Origin of the sequence: Streptomyces sp. V1I1 (assembly GCF_030817355.1) — a bacterium.
In the GTDB taxonomy this organism is placed as follows: Bacteria; Actinomycetota; Actinomycetes; order Streptomycetales; family Streptomycetaceae; genus Streptomyces.
In genome coordinates this window covers 2715687-2732840 of sequence record NZ_JAUSZH010000001.1, presented here as the reverse complement: position 1 = coordinate 2732840, position 17154 = coordinate 2715687, and the positions used below count along the sequence as shown (strand labels likewise).

The 17154-nt window shown below is 69.9% G+C and carries 18 protein-coding genes; 10 read left to right on the top strand and 8 right to left on the bottom strand.

All coding sequences use genetic code 11. The features are described 5' to 3' along the window. Positions 1 to 104 precede the first annotated feature (104 nt). Together QFZ67_RS12725 and QFZ67_RS12720 are read left to right on the top strand one after the other, a co-directional pair. A complete protein-coding gene (locus tag QFZ67_RS12725) occupies positions 105 to 1067 on the top strand; it encodes a LysR family transcriptional regulator (RefSeq protein WP_307661201.1) in 963 nt (320 codons plus the stop codon). A 145-nt stretch (positions 1068 to 1212) separates the two neighbouring features. Then, the gene (locus tag QFZ67_RS12720) at positions 1213 to 2415 is read left to right on the top strand and encodes a low temperature requirement protein A (RefSeq protein ID WP_307661200.1); all 1203 of its coding nucleotides are present in this window, start codon (positions 1213 to 1215) and stop codon (positions 2413 to 2415) included. 140 nt (positions 2416 to 2555) lie between these two features. On the opposite strand, the gene sodN is transcribed toward QFZ67_RS12720, so the two are convergent. After that, on the bottom strand, positions 2556 to 2951 hold the full coding sequence (sodN, locus tag QFZ67_RS12715) for a superoxide dismutase, Ni (RefSeq protein WP_215095254.1): 396 nt from the start codon (positions 2949 to 2951) through the stop codon (positions 2556 to 2558). A 150-nt stretch (positions 2952 to 3101) separates the two neighbouring features. On the opposite strand from sodN, the gene sodX reads away from it, so the two are divergent. Next, positions 3102 to 3521 (top strand): nickel-type superoxide dismutase maturation protease, encoded by a 420-nt coding sequence (gene sodX / locus QFZ67_RS12710; protein WP_307661199.1) that lies wholly within the window; start codon positions 3102 to 3104, stop codon positions 3519 to 3521. Here the strand turns inward: sodX and QFZ67_RS12705 are convergent. Further along, positions 3425 to 4054, bottom strand: coding sequence for a CGNR zinc finger domain-containing protein (locus QFZ67_RS12705; RefSeq protein WP_307661198.1), 630 nt, complete (start codon positions 4052 to 4054; stop codon positions 3425 to 3427). The two genes, sodX and QFZ67_RS12705, sit on opposite strands and share 97 nt — an antisense overlap. A gap of 80 nt (positions 4055 to 4134) precedes the next feature. Between QFZ67_RS12705 and QFZ67_RS12700 the strand changes: the two genes are divergently transcribed. Next, a complete protein-coding gene (locus QFZ67_RS12700) occupies positions 4135 to 4926 on the top strand; it encodes a trans-aconitate 2-methyltransferase (protein ID WP_373430000.1) in 792 nt (263 codons plus the stop codon). A gap of 97 nt (positions 4927 to 5023) precedes the next feature. Here QFZ67_RS12700 and QFZ67_RS12695 read toward each other — a convergent pair whose 3' ends face one another. From QFZ67_RS12695 to QFZ67_RS12685, 3 genes are read right to left on the bottom strand one after another with little or no spacing between them, the layout of a single operon-like run. Continuing rightward, positions 5024 to 5785, bottom strand: a complete 762-nt coding sequence (locus QFZ67_RS12695; protein ID WP_307661197.1) for an amino acid ABC transporter ATP-binding protein — start codon at positions 5783 to 5785, stop codon at positions 5024 to 5026. Beyond that, the gene (locus tag QFZ67_RS12690) at positions 5782 to 6738 is read right to left on the bottom strand and encodes an amino acid ABC transporter permease (RefSeq protein ID WP_307661196.1); all 957 of its coding nucleotides are present in this window, start codon (positions 6736 to 6738) and stop codon (positions 5782 to 5784) included. The genes QFZ67_RS12695 and QFZ67_RS12690 overlap by 4 nt, the downstream gene beginning before the upstream one ends. Before the next feature lie 44 nt (positions 6739 to 6782). After that, on the bottom strand, positions 6783 to 7742 hold the full coding sequence (locus tag QFZ67_RS12685) for an ABC transporter substrate-binding protein (RefSeq protein ID WP_307661195.1): 960 nt from the start codon (positions 7740 to 7742) through the stop codon (positions 6783 to 6785). A gap of 521 nt (positions 7743 to 8263) precedes the next feature. Between QFZ67_RS12685 and QFZ67_RS12680 the strand changes: the two genes are divergently transcribed. The 3 genes from QFZ67_RS12680 to QFZ67_RS12670 all read left to right on the top strand — a co-directional run bounded on the left by QFZ67_RS12680 (position 8264) and on the right by QFZ67_RS12670 (position 12218). Continuing rightward, a complete protein-coding gene (locus QFZ67_RS12680) occupies positions 8264 to 9481 on the top strand; it encodes an NADP-dependent malic enzyme (protein ID WP_307661194.1) in 1218 nt (405 codons plus the stop codon). A 256-nt stretch (positions 9482 to 9737) separates the two neighbouring features. Further along, entirely contained in the window at positions 9738 to 10703 is a 966-nt protein-coding gene (locus QFZ67_RS12675) for a zinc-binding dehydrogenase (RefSeq protein WP_307661193.1), read from the top strand. Between the two features lie 33 nt (positions 10704 to 10736). Next, positions 10737 to 12218: a cellulase family glycosylhydrolase gene (locus QFZ67_RS12670; RefSeq protein WP_307661192.1), complete on the top strand. Its 1482-nt coding sequence runs from the start codon at positions 10737 to 10739 to the stop codon at positions 12216 to 12218. Here QFZ67_RS12670 and QFZ67_RS12665 read toward each other — a convergent pair. After that, positions 12196 to 13041: an MBL fold metallo-hydrolase gene (locus tag QFZ67_RS12665; protein WP_307661191.1), complete on the bottom strand. Its 846-nt coding sequence runs from the start codon at positions 13039 to 13041 to the stop codon at positions 12196 to 12198. The genes QFZ67_RS12670 and QFZ67_RS12665 overlap by 23 nt on opposite strands. Positions 13042 to 13112: 71 nt before the next feature. Here QFZ67_RS12665 and QFZ67_RS12660 point away from each other — a divergent pair, with 71 nt between their 5' ends. Together QFZ67_RS12660 and QFZ67_RS12655 are read left to right on the top strand one after the other, a co-directional pair. After that, positions 13113 to 13322, top strand: coding sequence for a helix-turn-helix domain-containing protein (locus QFZ67_RS12660; RefSeq protein WP_018571396.1), 210 nt, complete (start codon positions 13113 to 13115; stop codon positions 13320 to 13322). Then, positions 13322 to 13885, top strand: coding sequence for a Clp protease N-terminal domain-containing protein (locus QFZ67_RS12655; protein WP_307661190.1), 564 nt, complete (start codon positions 13322 to 13324; stop codon positions 13883 to 13885). The genes QFZ67_RS12660 and QFZ67_RS12655 overlap by 1 nt, the downstream gene beginning before the upstream one ends. 420 nt (positions 13886 to 14305) lie before the next feature. On the opposite strand, the gene QFZ67_RS12650 is transcribed toward QFZ67_RS12655, so the two are convergent. Together QFZ67_RS12650 and QFZ67_RS12645 are read right to left on the bottom strand one after the other, a co-directional pair. After that, a complete protein-coding gene (locus tag QFZ67_RS12650; protein ID WP_307661189.1) occupies positions 14306 to 15244 on the bottom strand; it encodes a PadR family transcriptional regulator in 939 nt (312 codons plus the stop codon). A 1-nt stretch (position 15245) separates the two neighbouring features. After that, positions 15246 to 16103 carry a DUF4097 family beta strand repeat-containing protein gene (locus QFZ67_RS12645; protein WP_307661188.1) on the bottom strand — a complete coding sequence of 286 codons (858 nt, stop codon included), beginning with the start codon at positions 16101 to 16103 and terminating at the stop codon, positions 15246 to 15248. Between the two features lie 150 nt (positions 16104 to 16253). Between QFZ67_RS12645 and QFZ67_RS12640 the strand changes: the two genes are divergently transcribed. Then, positions 16254 to 17111 (top strand): hypothetical protein, encoded by an 858-nt coding sequence (locus QFZ67_RS12640; protein WP_307661187.1) that lies wholly within the window; start codon positions 16254 to 16256, stop codon positions 17109 to 17111. Positions 17112 to 17154 lie beyond the last annotated feature (43 nt).

Below are 17154 nucleotides of genomic sequence, written 5' to 3'. Positions count from 1 at the left end.
TGTCAACTGCCGATAACGCGAGCGCATCACCGTGTCCCGGTCCGTCCGCTGCGCCCCAACTACAGTGTCTGGTGTGACAGTTGGGGCGGCTCTACCCTCGGCTCATGGAGCTCGAGGTGAGGCACCTCCGTGCGCTGTGCGCCATCGCCGACACCGGCAGCCTGCACAAAGCCGCCCGGCGACTGGGCGTCAGCCAGCCGTCCCTGACCACCCAGCTGCGGCGGATCGAGAACTCCCTGGGCGCGGAGCTCTTCTCGCGTGAACGCACCGGCTGCCGGCCGACCCCGCTGGGCCGTTCCGTACTGAGCCGGGCCCGCCCGCTCGTGGCCGAAATGACCTCCCTCGTCGTCGAGGCCAAGGCGGCCGCCGCCCGGGCCGAGGGCCCCCGGCTGCGCGTCGGCTCCACCGCCAGCCGGGTTCTCGCGGGCTGGCTGCGCAGGCTGCGGCAGCGGCTGCCCGGCACCGACATCTCGCTGCACATGGACGTGTCGGCCAACGCGCTGCTGCGGATGGTCGCCGCGGGCCAGCTCGACGTCGCTTTTGTGCACGAGGTGGAGGGCTGTCCGCTGCTCGTGCCGGAAGGTCTGTCCGCTCGTGTACTGGTCGAGCGCGAGCCGCAGTTCATCTCGATGGCCCGCGACCACCCGGCCGCCGCCGCGGCCGTCGTGGAGCTCGCCGATCTGGCCGAGGACCGCTGGATGGTCGACCCGACGGTGGACGGCGAGTGGGACGGGCTGCGCCGGGTGCTGGGCGCGGCCGGCCTCAACCCGCCTGTCCTGCACGGGGATTACCTCACCGCCGCGTCCCTGATCGCGATCGGCGAGGCGGTCGCCCCCTGCCAGCCGACCACGGGCCCGCGCGACGACATGGCGATCAGGCCGCTGCGCGGCGACCCGCTCGCCGTACGGCTGCTGCTGTTCTCCAGACCCGGTGCGTGCCAGGAGCTTTACGACGCGGTGTACACGGAGCTGGCGGACGCGTACCGGGAGGCGGCGCTGCGTGCGGCGGCGTACCGGCAGTGGCTGCGAAGACACAAGAGCCCGCTGCTGCACGCGCCCGCGGCCTGACCCCCGTCACGGCGGAGGCAACTTGCTGCCACTGGAGCAGCCGGAACTCTGCAATTTCGTCAAGCCCCGAGTCCGGCCATGATTTGGCCGTATCCTTCCGCGCGGAGTCGGCCGAGCCGAGTGCCGCCTCCAGAGGGGAAACGCCGTGCCGACAGGTAGAGACCGGTCCCGGATGATCGCCACGGAGGGCGGTCATCGGGTGACGCCTGCCGAGCTGTTCTTCGACTTGGTGTTCGTCTACGCGATCACCCAGGTCACCGCTCTGATGGCGGCCGACCCGTCGGCACTGCGGCTGGTGGGCGCCATGGTGGTGCTCGCCCTGCTGTGGTGGTGCTGGTGTTGCTTCGCCTGGCTGGGCAATGTCGTACGAGCCGACTCCGGAGCCATGTTCGCCGTCCTCGTCGCGGTGATGGCGGTGGTGCTGGTCGTCTCACTGGCCGTGCCGGAGGTCTATGACGACCTACCCGGAGGCCTGTACGCGCCCCTGGTCTTCGTGCTCTGCTACGGCGCCGTACGGATCCTGCATCTGGTCACTTACTGGATCTCCAGCCCCGGTGACCAGGCCCTCCATGCCACCCTGCGCCGTACTGCGCTGCTGTCGGTGGCGCCGCCCTTCGCGCTGCTCCTCGTCGGCAGCAGCCTCACTGGCGTAGCCCAAGTACTCGTCTGGCTCGGCGCGGTCGCGATCGACTACTTCGGGATCTACCTCACGGGATCGTCGGGCTGGCGCGTGTCCTCTCCGGGGCACTTCGCCGAGCGGCACGGCCTGATCGTCATCATCGCCCTCGGCGAGTCCATCGTCGCGATCGGCGTCGGAGTGGCCGACCTTCCCATCTCCACGCCGGTGCTGGCCGCAACCGCTGCCGGAGTGCTGGTCGTTGCCGGACTCTGGCGGCTGTACTTCCGGCAGATCAGCGAGAGTGCCGAGCACCGGCTGACCGAGTTGGACGGCGACGACCGCACCCGCCTGGCGCGTGATGCCTACACCTTCCTGCATCTGCCACTCGTCGCGGGAATCGTGCTCACCGCGCTCGGCATGAAGAAGGTGCTCCACCAGGTCGCCGACAGCGAGCACTACGACCTCTCGGAACCGCTGCACGGCGTGGTGGCGTGGGCGCTCGCCGGAGGCGTGGGCATTTTCCTGCTGGCGGCGGCCGCGATCCTGCTGCGCACCGGCGGACGCAGGTCCCCGGTCCTCCTCCTCGGAGGGCTCGGCTGCCTGTGCGCGGGCCTGGTGGTGGTCCTGATCCCCGCCCTGCTCGCGCTCGCGCTGCTGGCCGCGGCGGTGACGGCCATGGTGGTCCTGCATAGCCGCAGGGCTGGAACGGCCGAGGCGGGCCCGGCCTGAGCGCGGAGCTGGGCGGGGACCCAGGGATCGGGCACCCCGGCTCGACGGGAGCGAAAACGCCGACAGCACCCGGCTCCGCGCGAATGCCGGGTGCTGTCGTACGCAAGCGAACGTGCGCAAAAAGGACGTGACCGGGAAGGTCAGGCCTTCTTCGTCTCCCAGAAGATCTTGTCGATCTGGGCGATGTAGTCCAGCGCCTTCTGGCCCGTCGCCGGGTCCGTCGACGCCTTCGCGGCCGACAGCGCCTTCAGGGCGTCGTTGACCAGCTGGTGCAGCTCCGGGTACTTCTCGAAGTGCGGCGGCTTGAAGTAATCGCTCCACAGCACCGAGACGTGGTGCTTGGCGAGCTCCGCGCGCTGCTCCTTGATGACCGTGGCGCGGGCCCGGAAGTGCGGGTCCTCGTTGGCCTGGAACTTCTCCTGGACGGCCTTGACCGACTCGGCCTCGATGCGGGCCTGGGCCGGGTCGTAGACACCGCAGGGCAGGTCGCAGTGGGCGCTGACCTTCACCTTGGGGGCAAACAGGCGGGAGAGCATTGAGCTGTCCTTCCTCGTGATCGTCTTCTCAGGTGGGACATTACTCCGTGAGTGACGTGTTTTCGCGAGTGCCCCCTAGGGCTTAGGACAAAAGTCCAGGGTCAGTATGGGACTGGTGGCCGAACGTACCGTGGGACCCGGAGGTGGCGGATGACTGAGCAGGGGCGGGAGCCGAAAGAGCCGTTCGGAGTCGCCGAAGTGACAGGTCCTTCCATGTACCCGACGCTCAAACACGGCGATCAACTGCTGGTCCATTACGGCGCGGAGGTGAAGGCCGGCGACGTCGCCGTGCTGCGCCATCCGCTCCAGCAGGACCTGCTCATCGTCAAGCGGCTCGTCGAGCGGCGCGAGGACGGCTGGTGGGTACTGGGGGACAACCCGGGGGCGGAGGGGGACAGCCGGCTGTTCGGCACCGTGCCCCACGAGCTGCTGCTGGGGCGGGTACGCGGCAGATACCGGCCGCTCGCGGAGGGTCAGCGCTCCGTGCGCGCGGTCGCCTCCTGGGCGTTCTCGGCAGTGCGTCCCGTGCTCTGCGACCGTTCCGTCTCCAGGCGTTTGCGGGCGCGGTAGGCGGCCACATTGGCGCGGGTCGCGCAGCGGTCCGAGCAGTAGCGGCGGGAGCGGTTGGTCGAGGTGTCGAGGTAGGCGTTGCGGCACGGCGTGGCCTGGCACAGGCCGAGCCGGTCCACTCCGTACTCCGTGAGATGGAACGCGAGCCCCATCGCGGCGATCGCGGCGTACCCAGCCGTCGCGTTGGAGGGGTGGTCCGCCAGGTGCATGTGCCACTTCGGGCGGCCGTCCTCGTCCCGGTGGTCGTGGCCCGAGATCTGCGGGTTGACCGGGAACTCCAGCAGCAGGGAGTTGAGCAGGTCGACCGCCTGGGTCTCGTCGCCCGCGTCGGCGGCGGTGAAGACCGCCCGCAGCCGGCCTCGTACCGACCGGAAGCGGGTGACGTCCGCCTCGGTGGCACGGCGCGCTGCCTGGGCGGACGGGCCGAAGAGCTCCCGGACGGCCTCGACCGAGGTGAGGGAGTCCTTGCTGCGGGCCGGCTCCTCGGTGTTGACCAGGCGCACTGCATAGTCCGAGTAATGGGCCAGTTCCACTTGTAGTCCTTACCGCGGCGTTCTAGTGTCGACGTAACAGCTGCTATAGCTTCGAGGGTATTACGGACGGGAGGGTTCCGGTGTCGGAGACGGTGACAGGGACGAGTACGGATACGGGTACGGGAGCAGGAGCCGACTGGCGGGCCTGGCAGGAGAGCTGGGACCGGCAGCAGGAGTGGTACATGCCCGACCGCGAGGAGCGGTTCCGGGTGATGCTGGACATGGTCGAGGCCCTGGTGGGCCCCGAGCCACGGGTACTGGATCTCGCGTGCGGTACGGGAAGTATTACGGACCGGCTGTTCCGGCGGTTCCCGAAGTCCACCAGCACAGGGGTCGATCTGGATCCCGCACTGTTGACCATCGCCCGGGGCTACTTCGAGAGCGACGAGCGGGTCACCTTCGTCACGGCCGACCTGAAGGACCCCGACTGGGTGACAAAGCTCCCGTACGACTCGTACGACGCCGTGCTCACCGCCACCGCGCTGCACTGGCTGCGCAGCGGACCGCTGACCGCGCTGTACGGACAGATCGCCGGGGTCGTCCGGGAAGGCGGCGTCTTCATGAACGCCGACCACATGATCGACCGCACCACCCCGCGCATCAACGCCGCCGAGCGCGCCCACCGGCACGCGCAGATGGACCGGGCGAAGGCCGCCGGCGCGCTCGACTGGGCCGACTGGTGGGCGCTGGCCGCCAAGGACCCCGTACTCGCCGAGCCGACGGCGAAGCGCTACGAGATCTACGGCGAGCACGCGGACGGGGACATGCCGTCCGTGCACTGGCACGCGGAAACGCTGCGTACGGCCGGGTTCGGGGAGGCCCGGGCCGTGTGGGCATCGCCCTCCGACACGCTGCTGCTCGCCCTCAAGTAACCGCAGTAACTGCGGGGAACGAAAAAGGGCGGTACGGACCACCGGGTCCGTACCGCCCTCTTCCGTACTGCTCCGTACCGCTTAAAGCACCTTCGAGTTAAAGCACCTTCGAGAGGAACGACTTCGTACGGTCGTGCTGCGGGTTGGTCAGAACGTCGCGCGGGTGGCCCGACTCGACCACCACGCCGTCGTCCATGAAGACCAGCGCGTCGCCGACCTCACGCGCGAAGCCCATCTCGTGCGTGACGACGATCATCGTCATGCCGTCCTCGGCCAGGCCGCGCATGACGTCGAGGACGTCACCCACCAGCTCGGGGTCGAGGGCGGAGGTGGGCTCGTCGAAGAGCATCAGCTTCGGCTCCATCGCCAGCGCGCGGGCGATGGCGACGCGCTGCTGCTGGCCGCCGGAGAGCTGGGCGGGGTAGTTCCTGGCCTTGTCGGACAGGCCCACCCGGTCCAGCAGCTGCTCCGCACGGGCACGGGCCACCGCCTTGGCCTCGCCGCGCACCTGGATCGGCGCTTCCATGACGTTCTCGATGGCCGTCATGTGCGGGAAGAGGTTGAAGCGCTGGAAGACCATGCCGATATCGCGGCGCTTGAGTGCGACCTCGCTGTCCTTGAGCTCGTACAGCTTGTCGCCCTTTTGGCGATAGCCGACGAGTTCGCCGTCGACGGACAGCCGGCCGGCGCTGATCTTCTCCAGGTGGTTGATGCACCGCAGGAAGGTCGACTTACCGGACCCGGAGGGGCCGATCAGACAGAACACCTCCTGCGGGGCGACCTCCAGATCGATGCCCTTGAGGATGTGCGCGGGGCCGTAGGACTTGTGGACGCCCTCCGCCTTCACCATGGCGCTCATGCCACGCCTCCCTTCGGACGGCCGATCGCCAGATTGGCCTTGATCTTCTGCCACGGCGTCGGCGGCAGCTGCCGCAGCGACCCGCGAGCGTAGTACCGCTCGACGTAGAACTGGCCGACGCTGAAGACGCTGGTCAGAGCCAGGTACCAGACCGAGGCCACCAGCAGCATCTCCATGACCGCGAACGACGTGGAGCCGATGTTCGTCGCTGCGCGCAGCAATTCGGTGTACTGCACCGCGGACACCAGGGATGAGGTCTTGAGCAGGTTGATGAACTCATTCCCGGTCGGCGGCACGATCACCCGCATCGCCTGCGGAAGCACGATCCGCCGCATGGTCTTGCCGCCGGGCATGCCCAGCGCGTGCGACGCCTCGGTCTGGCCCTCGTCGACCGACTGGATGCCGGCCCGGACGATCTCGGCCATGTAGGCGCCCTCGTTCAGGCCCAGGCCCAGCAGGGCGACCACGAACGGGGTCATGACGTCGACCATCTCGTCCTTGTAGAACCCGAGGTTCAGGACGGGGAAGATCAGCGCGAGGTTGAACCACAGCAGCAGCTGCACGAACACCGGGGTGCCGCGGAAGAACCAGATGTACAGCCAGGACACCGCACCCGTCACCGGGTTCTTCGACAGCCGCATGACCGCGAAAACAACGCCCAGAATCAGGCCCATCAGCATCGACAGCACGCTGATCAGCACCGTGTTGACCATGCCCGCCAGGATCCGGTCGTCGAAGATGAAGTCCCCGACCGTGCCCCAGTTGACGTCGCCCTGCGAGAACGAGTAGACGAGCAGGCCCAGCAACGCCACGACGACGACACCGCTGACCCAGCGGCCCCAGTGCCGTACCGGGATGGCCTTGATCTGCTCAGGGGGAACGAACGCCCCCTTGCTGACCGCCGAATCCGCTGGTGGCTCGTCGGCGGGCGTTTTGTCGAACTTGTCAGTCACAGTGACTGCCCTTCAGTGAACGCTTGAGGCGAGAGAACGCCGGATTACTTGCCGGCGTTGATGGTCGCCTCGGTCACGGCACTGTTCTTGACGTCCCACTTCTCCAGAACCTTCTCGTACTCGCCGTTCTTGATGATGGCGTTGAGGGCGTCCTTGAGCGCGTCGCGGAGCTGCGCGTTGTCCTTGTCGACGGCGATGCCGAACGGGCCGGCTTCGGTCTGGTCGCCCACGACCTCGAAGTCGTTGCCGCCGCCCGCGGTCTTCGCGATGTGCGCGGCGACCGGGTAGTCGTTGAGGTCGGCGACGGCGCCACCGGACTTCACGCGGGTCTGGGCCTCGGCGTCGGTGTCGAACGCCTCGATCGTGAGCGCGCCCTTGCCGTCCGTCTTGCACTTGGCGGCCTGGGTCTTGAAGGTGGCCTCGTAGGTCGTGCCGCGCTGGACGGCCACCTTCTTGCCGCACAGGTCGTCGAGCGACTTGATGTTCTCCGGGTTGCCCTTCTTGACCAGGAGCGAGACGCCGGAGGTGAAGTAGTCGACGAAGTCGACGCCCTCGCCGACCTTCTTGCCCTTGTCGTCCAGGCCCTGCTGGCGGGCCTTGGTGTCGCTCATGGCGGACATGACGATGTCCTGGCGGCCACTGTTGAGCGACGAGATCAGGCCGTCGAAGGTGCCGCTGGTGAACTGGAACTTGACGCCGAGCTCCTTGCCGAGGGCCGCGGCGATGTCGGGGTCGATACCGACGATCTTGCCGCCCTCCTCGAACTCCATCGGCGCATAGGCGGCGTCGGTGCCGACCTTGATCACGCCGGAGTCCTGGTACTTCTTCGGCAGCTTGTCGAAGAGCTTGCCCGACGTGGCGCCGTTGGACTCCTTGGTGCTCGAGCCCGAGTCTGTCTGGTCACCACAGGCGGTGAGCAGCAGTGCGCCGGCGACCGCGATCGCGCCGACCGCGGCGATCCGGGACCTGGTTGCGGTCGTACGACAGGCGTTGCTTGCGGTCATGGTCGGGATCCTCCGGCGGGTGAGGGGGCGCGTTTTGTCGGTCGTGCACTCATCTTCGAGTGTCGCGACCTTGAGTGTTTTCGGCATCTTGCCATTCGGACTAGCCCAATCAGGGGGCAGCGCATGTCAAAATCGGGTAACGGGACACCCCCGGACCCCCTCGGGCCGGTACATCAAGGCCGGACCTTTCACGGGAATGCCTTCTTCCGACCGGAAGATCTGCGGCCCGTCAGGCACTTCGCGCGGATTTTCAGGCGCAAAGCTGACGTGTCCTGACATTCGGCCATGAGTCATGTCAGCAGGCGGATATCGACTCGTCGCCGGGGCCATCGGTCAGGTAAGAAGGACGTTTACACCCCTCATCCGGGGCTCAGGGCGCGTGTGCGGCGCGCCCGCGCGTACGTACCTCCCCCTGCCAGGCGGGCCAACCGCTGAGGCAGGGCACGGACGCGGTGCCCGCCCACCCCTCCTCAACCAGGAGTGGCCACCCTCAACTGATGAAGACTTAAGGGGTCAACCAAATGGCAGCGGAGATCGTCAATCCTCGCAGCGACAGCGAAGACGGTGCGGAGGGAGCTCCCGAGGAGCCCTTCGATCCGGCCTTCGCGCTGCACCGCGGCGGCAAGATGGCCATCCAGGCCACGGTGCCGGTGCGTGACAAGGACGACCTTTCCCTCGCGTACACACCCGGTGTCGCCAAGGTGTGCAGCGCGATCGCCGAGCAGCCGGAGCTCGTCCACGACTACACCTGGAAGTCCCAGGTCGTCGCTGTCGTGACGGACGGGACCGCGGTGCTCGGTCTTGGCGACATCGGACCGGAGGCGTCGCTTCCGGTGATGGAGGGGAAAGCCATCCTCTTCAAGCAGTTCGGGGGCGTGGACGCAGTTCCGATCGCGCTGGCCACGACGGACACGGACGAGATCATCGAGACCGTCGTGCGGCTCGCGCCGTCCTTCGGCGGGGTGAACCTCGAGGACATCTCGGCCCCCCGCTGCTTCGAGATCGAGCGCAGGCTCCAGGAGCGGGTCGACATCCCGGTCTTCCACGACGACCAGCACGGCACGGCGGTGGTGACCCTCGCCGCGCTGCGCAACGCCGCGAAGCTGACCGGGCGCGGTCTCGGTGATCTGCGCGCCGTCATCTCGGGCGCGGGCGCTGCGGGCGTGGCCATCGCGAAGTTCCTGCTGGAGGCGGGCATCGGCGATGTGGCCGTGGCCGACCGCAAGGGCATCGTCAGCCAGGACCGCGAGGACCTCACCCCGGTCAAGCGGGAGCTCGCGGAGATCACCAACCGGGCGGGGCTGAGCGGCTCGCTGGAGACGGCACTGGCCGGCGCTGACGTCTTCATCGGCGTCTCCGGCGGTACGGTCCCGGAGCCCGCGGTCGCGGCGATGGCGCCCGGCGCCTTCGTCTTCGCCATGGCCAACCCGAACCCGGAGGTGCACCCCGAGGTCGCGCACCGGTACGCGGCGGTGGTGGCGACGGGGCGCAGCGACTACCCCAACCAGATCAACAACGTGCTGGCCTTCCCGGGGATCTTCGCGGGCGCCCTCCAGGTCCGGGCATCCCGGATCACCGAGGGCATGAAGATCGCCGCGGCCAACGCGCTGGCGGACGTGGTGGGTGACGCGCTGGCGGCGGACTATGTGATCCCGTCGCCGTTCGACGAGCGGGTGGCTCCGGCGGTCACGGCGGCGGTGGCTGCGGCCGCACGCGCCGAGGGTGTCGCCAGGCGCTGACGCTCCTGAGTATGTACGCGCACGGGCCGTGCCGTACCCCTTGAGGGGGTCCGGCACGGCCCGTCGCGGTTGCTGGGCGCTGCTGCTGGGCCCACATTCGCTCCGGGGGTTGCTCCGATCGGGCCGGGGCTTCCTCCGATCGGGTGGATCCGGGGCGGCCGCGAGGCATGCGCAGGACTCGGTGCAGGTCCGGCGGGACGCGTGTCACACCGGTGCGCGGTTCCGCCGCGCACCGGCCCGCCTTACTCTCAAGGTCATGTTCGCCGCCTACGCCGCACGCATCGACCGTGAAGCCCCGCTCAACGGCCTGGAGCTGGGCGAACGCCCGGCCCCCGAGTCCCGCCCCGGCTGGACCACCGTCACCGTCAAGGCCGCTTCCCTCAACCACCACGATCTCTGGTCGCTGCGCGGCGTCGGCCTCGCCGAGGACAAGCTGCCGATGATCCTCGGCTGCGACGCCGCGGGCATCGACGCGGACGGCAACGAGGTGGTGCTCCACTCCGTCATCGGCCAGACCGGGCACGGCGTCGGCCCGGACGAGCCGCGCTCCATCCTCACCGAGCGCTACCAGGGCACCTTCGCCGAGCAGGTCGCAGTCCCGACCTGGAATCTGCTGCCCAAGCCGAAGGAGCTCAGCTTCGAGCAGGCCGCCTGCCTGCCGACCGCCTGGCTCACGGCGTACCGCATGCTCTTCACCAACGCCGGGGTACGGCCCGGCGACTCGGTCCTCGTCCAGGGTGCGGGCGGCGGCGTCGCGACCGCCGCGATCGTCCTCGGCAAGGCGGCCGGACTGCGGGTGTACGCCACCAGCCGCGACGAGGCCAAGCGCAAGCGGGCCGTCGAACTCGGCGCGGAGGAGGCGTACGAACCGGGCGCGCGGCTGCCCCGGCGGGTGGACGCTGTCATGGAGACCGTCGGCGCCGCGACCTGGTCGCACTCGATCAAGTCGCTGCGGCCCGGCGGCACGCTGGTGATCTCCGGCGCGACCAGTGGCGACCGCCCCTCGCACGCGGAACTCACCCGGATCTTCTTCCTGGAGCTGAAGGTCGTCGGCTCGACCATGGGCTCCAAGGACGAGCTGGAGGATCTCCTCTCCTTCTGCGCGGCCACAGGGGTGCGGCCGGTGATCGACGAGGTGCTGCCGCTGGACCGGGCCAGGGAAGGCTTCGAGCGGATGGCCGGCGGCGATCTCTTCGGAAAGATCGTGCTGACGCCCTCTTGATGGGCCGTCAGGTGTGCTGATGGGATCCGCCCCATGCGTACGCGCCGAACGATCCGGGCACTTGCGGCGGTCTGCTGCACTCTTCTGCTGTTCACGGGGGCCGTCGGGGTCGCGGGGGCCGTGGGGTCCGCGGGGACGGTCGGGGCCGTGGGGGCTCCGGCCGCCGCGGACCCGGGCGGTCCCGACGCCATCCCACGCCTGACCGACGACCGCGGCCGCACCCTCACCCTGCGCGGCTGGAACGTCGAGGACAAGACGAACCGCGGCGAGCGGGCGCTTTCCGCCATCACCGAGAAGCACTTCCGTGACATGCGCGCCAAGGGCTTCAACTTCGCCCGCCTGCTGGTCTTCTGGGACGACCTCGAACCTCGGCAGGGCCACTACAGCGCGGCGTATCTGCGCAAGATCGAGCGGATCCTGGACTGGGCGCGGAAATACGACGTCCAGGTGCTCATCGACGCCCACCAGGATGTCTTCGGCCCTGCCTTCGGGCATCGCGGCATCCCGGAGTGGGCGACGAGGACCGACGGACTGCCTTTCACCCCGCACCCGGACGACTGGTTCTCCGAGTACTTCGAACCGGCTGTACAACGTGCTTTCACCCACCTCTACGAGGACGAGGACCTGCGGCGGGCGCAGGCGCGGATGTGGCAGGTCATCGCCGACCACTTCGAGCACCATCCGGCCGTCCTCGGCTACGACCTGATCAACGAGCCGATGGGTGAGCTGCGCGCGGGCGAGGATCTGCCCACCGCCGCCCGCCGGATCGAACGCGATCAGCTCACGCCGATGTACAACCGCCTTGCGGACGCGGTCCGTTCGGCCGACGACGGCAACTGGGTCTTCGTCGAGCCGACCCCGATCGTGGGCGAAGGCCTCCCCACGGGCCTCGGCAGGATCGAGGACCCGAAGGTCGTCTACGCCCCGCACTTCTACAATACGGCGATGGAGGCGGGCGCGGACTACGACCCGTCGGCGGGCTGGATCGAGTCGTACGAGGCAGCCGTCACCGCGTACCCGAAGGAGCGGCGGATCCCGGTCGTGGTGGGGGAGTGGGGTCCCCTCAACAACTCCCTTCCGAACATGTCCCGTTTCTACCGCGAGGCGCTGGCCTCCCTGAACCGCTACAGCTCGGGCTGGGCGGGTTACGTCTGGTGCTACGGCGGCGGCTACTGCGCGGTCGACGACCGGGGCCTGTTCCGTACGAACAAGGAGCAGACCGCGGCGCCGTACGCGGCGGCCGTCGCGGGGCGGGTCGCGTCCGATGCGTACGAGCCGGGGACCGGGACGTACCGCTTGGTGTACCGGGCGTCCGCTCGGGCGGGCATGACAGAGGTCTCCCTGCCTCCTGGCCCGAGCGGCTGGCGTATCGCCGTGGACGGCCCGGCCTGGACGAGCACCCGGACGGTGCCGGCGGGCAGACCGGGGACGGTGCGGGTCCTCGCCCGGCCCGGGGCGCGGATCGCGGTCATGGTCACGGCCGACGTCACCGTCACTCCTCGTACACCACGATGAAGTCGCCGCACTGGCTCGTGTGCGCGGCGAGGGCGTCGCGCAGCCGCCTCAGATGCGCCGTCGTCAGCTGGAGCGGGGGTTCGTCCGGCTGATACGTGGTGCCGCGGGGGTAGTCCCGGTCCGGGGTGGTCGTCATCTCTATGTGGCAGCCGAGGATGTGGCTGACGGGGGTGGCCGCGCAGAAGGCGAGCAGCCGGTCGACGGTGGCGGTGAAGGCGGCGGTGTCCTGGACGTACAGCCGACCCGGGTAGAGGGAGTCGCCGGTCAGCAGCAGTCCGGTGTGCCGGTCGTGGAAGACGACCGCGGCCTCCTGGTGCCCGGGGCCGGGCAGCAGGTCGAGAACCCGCCCGCCGAGGTCCAGCTCGGCGCGGCAGTCCGGCCAGTCCTCGAACCCGAAGAAGCCCCGCACCTCGTCGAGTGACGGTCCGACGACCTCGGTGTGCGGCCGGTCCGCGAACTGAAGGTCGCCCGCGATGTGGTCGCCGTGCCCATGGGTGTGGGCCACCACCAGCCCGTACTCCGTGCGCGGATGGCGGGCCAGCCACCGCTCGATCAGCGCGTCGACCGTCGCGCGCAGCGGGAAGTGCGCGGGGTCGGCCGTCGCTCCGGTGTCCAGCAGCAGCGCTCGTTCGTTCCCGAACAGCAGGAAGAGGAACGGGGCTTCGAAATGCACGGACTTGTTCTGCCGCAGGATCACGGTGTGCTCGTCGTAGGCATGCGTCTGTATCTCCGGGGAGGGGTCGTGCTTCGGAGAGGGCCAGCCGGCATGCCACTGGACGTCGAGGCTGCCGGTGAGGGACGAGGGCGTACGGAAATCGATCACGAGACCACGGTACGGCGAGGTGCTGTCAACGAGGGTTGACAGTGGATAACTGTCAATGTAGGTTGACAGTCATGACCGAAGCAACCGATCTCGCCGAGCGGGCGGGCGACCGCGACCCGCGGGTGGGGCTGCGGGCGGTCGCCGCGCTGCGGCGACTTCTCGAGCAGCTCGAAGCCGTACAGGTGCGCAGTGCCCGCAACCAGGGCTGGTCGTGGCAGGAGATCGCGGCCGAGCTGGGCGTCAGCCGGCAGGCCGTACACAAGAAGTACGGGAGGCAGTGATGTTCGAGCGCTTCACCAAGGATGCCCGTGATGTTGTGACGGGCTCGGTAGAACAATCGGAGCGGGCGGGCGCGGACTCCGTCACCGATGAGCACCTGCTGCTGGCGATGCTCGACCAGGAGGGGACGCGGACGGCGTTCGCGTTCAGGGCGCTGGGGATCATGGACCGGCGCGGGTCGGTGGAGGACGCGCTGGCGGACGCGCGGCGGCGGGGCGGTCTGTCGAAGGCGGACATGGATGCGCTGGCGGGGCTCGGGATCGATGTGGCCGGGATCGTCTCCAAGATCGAGGAGACGCATGGGGCGGGGGCGTTGCAGGTGGGTGGGGTGTCGAAGACGCGGTGGTCGCGTCGGCGACCCTTCGGCGCGGAGGCGAAGGGCACGCTGGTGCAGTCGCTCCGCATCGCGGCGGGCCGCGGGGACCGCGAGATCGGCGGCGAGCATCTGCTGCTGGCGCTGACGGCGCGGCGGGGGGTGGTGGCGGAGGTGCTGGCGGACCACGGGGCGACGTACGAGGCGGTGGAGCGGGTGATGTACGGGGGCGGGGCGGCGCGGGCGGGGTGACCTTGCGGTCCGCGGTGCGGGGGGGGGTTGGGGCTGTGCGGGGTGCCGGCGTACGCGGGTCGGGCTGTTTGTTCCCCCACCCCACCCCGCCCCTTCCCGGAACTGGGGCGGTGCCCCAGGCCCCCCGGGGGGAGGGGTGTGGGGGCTGACGCCCCCACACGCCGCGGGAAGCGGCAGCTTCGCGCCGCTTGGCTCGGCCCCAGGCGGAGCGGCAGCGCGGCAGCTTCGCGACTCGGGGTCCCCCGGATCGTTCCGGTGCGGGGGGCGCGCAGGGGTCGTGTTCTGGACGTAAAGCGGCGCAGCTCGCGCGAAGCGCGGTGAGGAAAGCAGTCCAGAATACGAGCCCCGGAGCGGCCCCAATCCCGCGCCCCGCGGTCCCGGGCGACCCGGACCCCAGAACCGCGCCCCGCGGTCGCGCCCTCAGGGCCCCGGTTTCCGTAGCAGCGCTCCGATGTGGGCCGCCGCTGTGGACAAGTGGCGCCTTGCCTCAGCCAGTTGTTGGGGCGTAACGCCGTGGTCCCGTGCCGCGTCCCTGATGTCGTCGCGGAAGCGGTCCAGCAAGCGGTCCAGGTCGCGGGCCGGGTCGCCCGAGTCCGTCGTGTCCTTCACCCAGCCCGGCTCGGGCTCCGGCCCCGGCTCCGGGACCACGGTCGTGCCGCGCGCCAGGCCGCCCAACTGCGCGCTCAGTTCCGACAGGCCCTCCCTTACGCCTTTGGGCCAGTCGCCCCGCGCGAAGTGGTCCTGCACCTGGTCCTGGACCTGCTTGGCGATGCGCTGCATCTCCTGGCGGGCCGTCTCCTGCGCCTCTTTCGCCTGGCGGCGCGCCTGCTGCGCGTCCTCACGGGCCCGGCGCGACTCGTCCTTCGCGCGGCGCGCCTGCTCCTTCCACTCCTGCTTGGCCTTGCGCAGCTCTTCCTTGGCCGCCCGCCACGACTCCTTGTCGCCCCAGTCCTTCTCCGTGCCGGACGTCGTCCGCGTCTGAGTCGCCGCCGCGCGCATCTCGCTGCGCAGCTTCCCCGCCGCGCCGCGCACGTCGTCGCGGATCTCCGCGGCCAGCTCGGAGACCGACTCGCGGATCTCCAGTTCGAGGTCGGCCAGCTCGCCGCTGCGCCCGGCCAGCTCCTCGCGGCCCGCGTCGGTGATCGAGTAGACCTTGCGGCCGCCCTCGGTGGCGTGCGTGACCAGACCCTCGGCCTCCAGCTTGGCCAGCCGCGGGTACACCGTGCCCGCCGAAGGCGCGTACAGCCCCTGGAAGCGCTCCTCGAGCAGCCGGATCACCTCGTAGCCGTGGCGCGGAGCCTCGTCCAGGAGCTTCAGCAGATACAGCCGCAGACGGCCATGGGCGAAGACGGGCGGCATGTCAGAGCACCTTTCCGGTGGGGGCTGCGTCGTACGGTTCGTCCTCCGCGGGCGGCCGGCGGAGCAGCGCTATCGAACCGGACACGGTCGTCGCCTTGAGCGTGCCCGTACCCGCGCCCAGCGTGCCGGTGATCTTCTTCGCGCCCCACTGGCCGCTGATCCGCAGGTCGTCGAAGGCGTTGGAGACCGAGCCGCTCGCGGTGTTCGCCTCGACCTGCGCGTCCGCGGGGTGCGGCAGCCGGATCGCCACCTCACCGGAGACCGTGGTCAGCCGGATGTCGGTGGGCCTGCCCGCCGGGTCGAGGTCTATGACCATGTCGCCGCTGACGGATTCGGCCCGTACGGACGAGCCCGCCCCCTCGATCACCGTCAGATCGCCGGAGACGGAGTTGTACCGCAGATCGCCGGTGACGGACTGGGCCTCCAGATTCCCGGAGACGGTGTCGGCCCGGACAGCGCCGGAGAGCCCGACGAGCGTGGTGTCGCCGCTGATGCCGCGTACGGCCGTCGTCCCCCGGATCCCGGATACGACCGCTCCCGCGCCGACGACGCCGACCTCCACGGTCGAGCCGGCCGGAACGGCGAGAGAGACGACCGCGCTGCGGTGCCAGCCCTTGCGGTCGAGCCACTTGAGGAAGCCCTTCCAGGGCAGGTCCTCGTACGCGACGGTGAGCGTGGCGCCCTGCTGGGTTACGACCAGCGGGGGGCCCTCGATCTCGGAGATCTCGAGGCGGGCGGAACCTTCGTCGGTGCCCACGACGTTGACCGTTCCATTGACGATGCGCACATTGAGTGCCGTAACGGGGTCGTCGAAGGTGAGCTTCTTGGGCTCAGAGACTTCCCACGTCGACTCTGCCATGGTGCTGACCTCCCGGGGCGGCTGCGACGCAATATATCGCGTCTTCTGCTCAACACGATATATCGCGGTTGAGGGATGTCAAGCACGATGCCGGGCTGCTAGGAGGGCATTTGGCGCCTTACCCGGACGAACTGGCCTAGCGTATGGGCCATGAATCCGACACCCGTGGGAGCGCTGCTGCTGTGCCGGGCCGAACCGGCTGCCGTACGACCCCCGGCCCATCTGCTGCGCGAGCGCCAGCTCCTCGCCCCGGCCGGGCAGCAGTGGAGCGTGCTCGTCCCGGAGGGAAAGCCCTGGCTGGACGGCGGCGAACCGGTCGACCGGGTGCTGGCCGGCTGGGCGGCCGCGCTCGCCGTGGGCGCGAACCGGCCGGTGCTCGCCCTGTGGTGGGACGGCGACCGGGCCGGATTCACCCTGGCCTCCGGCTTCCGCAGGCCCGTCGGCTACATCTGGCTCGCGGACGGTACGCCGGTCGGCGAGGACGAGGCGATGCAGACGTTCGCGGCCCGGCTCGGGCTCGATCCCGTACTCGATCTGCAGGCGCTGGAGCCGCTCACCCGGCCCGATCCGGAAGCGGACGCGCGGGCCCGGCTGCTCGGTCTGATCGCGGTCCTGGCGCGGACCGGACTCGCCCTGCCCACGGGCCTGGCCCCGGGCGAACCGGCAGACCGGCTGCGGTCGGTCGCCCGCGAGCTGGGCGCGGAGACGGTGGAGTGGTCCGGCTGGCGCGATGCCGTACGGGCGGACCTCCACGCGGTCGAGGAAGGCCCACTGGGCTCCTGGCTCCGCGGCCCGAAGGCGCGTTTGCTCGGGGCTGCCCAGCTGGCGGCGGGAGTGCCGCTGCTGGCCTGGGGCTTCGCCCGCCGCTCCGGCGGCTTGGGCTGGGCGGCGGCGGGCGTGGTGCTGGTTGCGAACGGGGCGCTCAGCCTGGTGTACGACCGGGTGCGGCGGGAGCCGGGCAGGTCCGACGGAGCCGGTCAGCCGGGTCGGCCGAACGCGGTCGGCTAGCCGGGCCGAGCCGCGATCCCCCGGGCCACCAGGACCGGGCCAC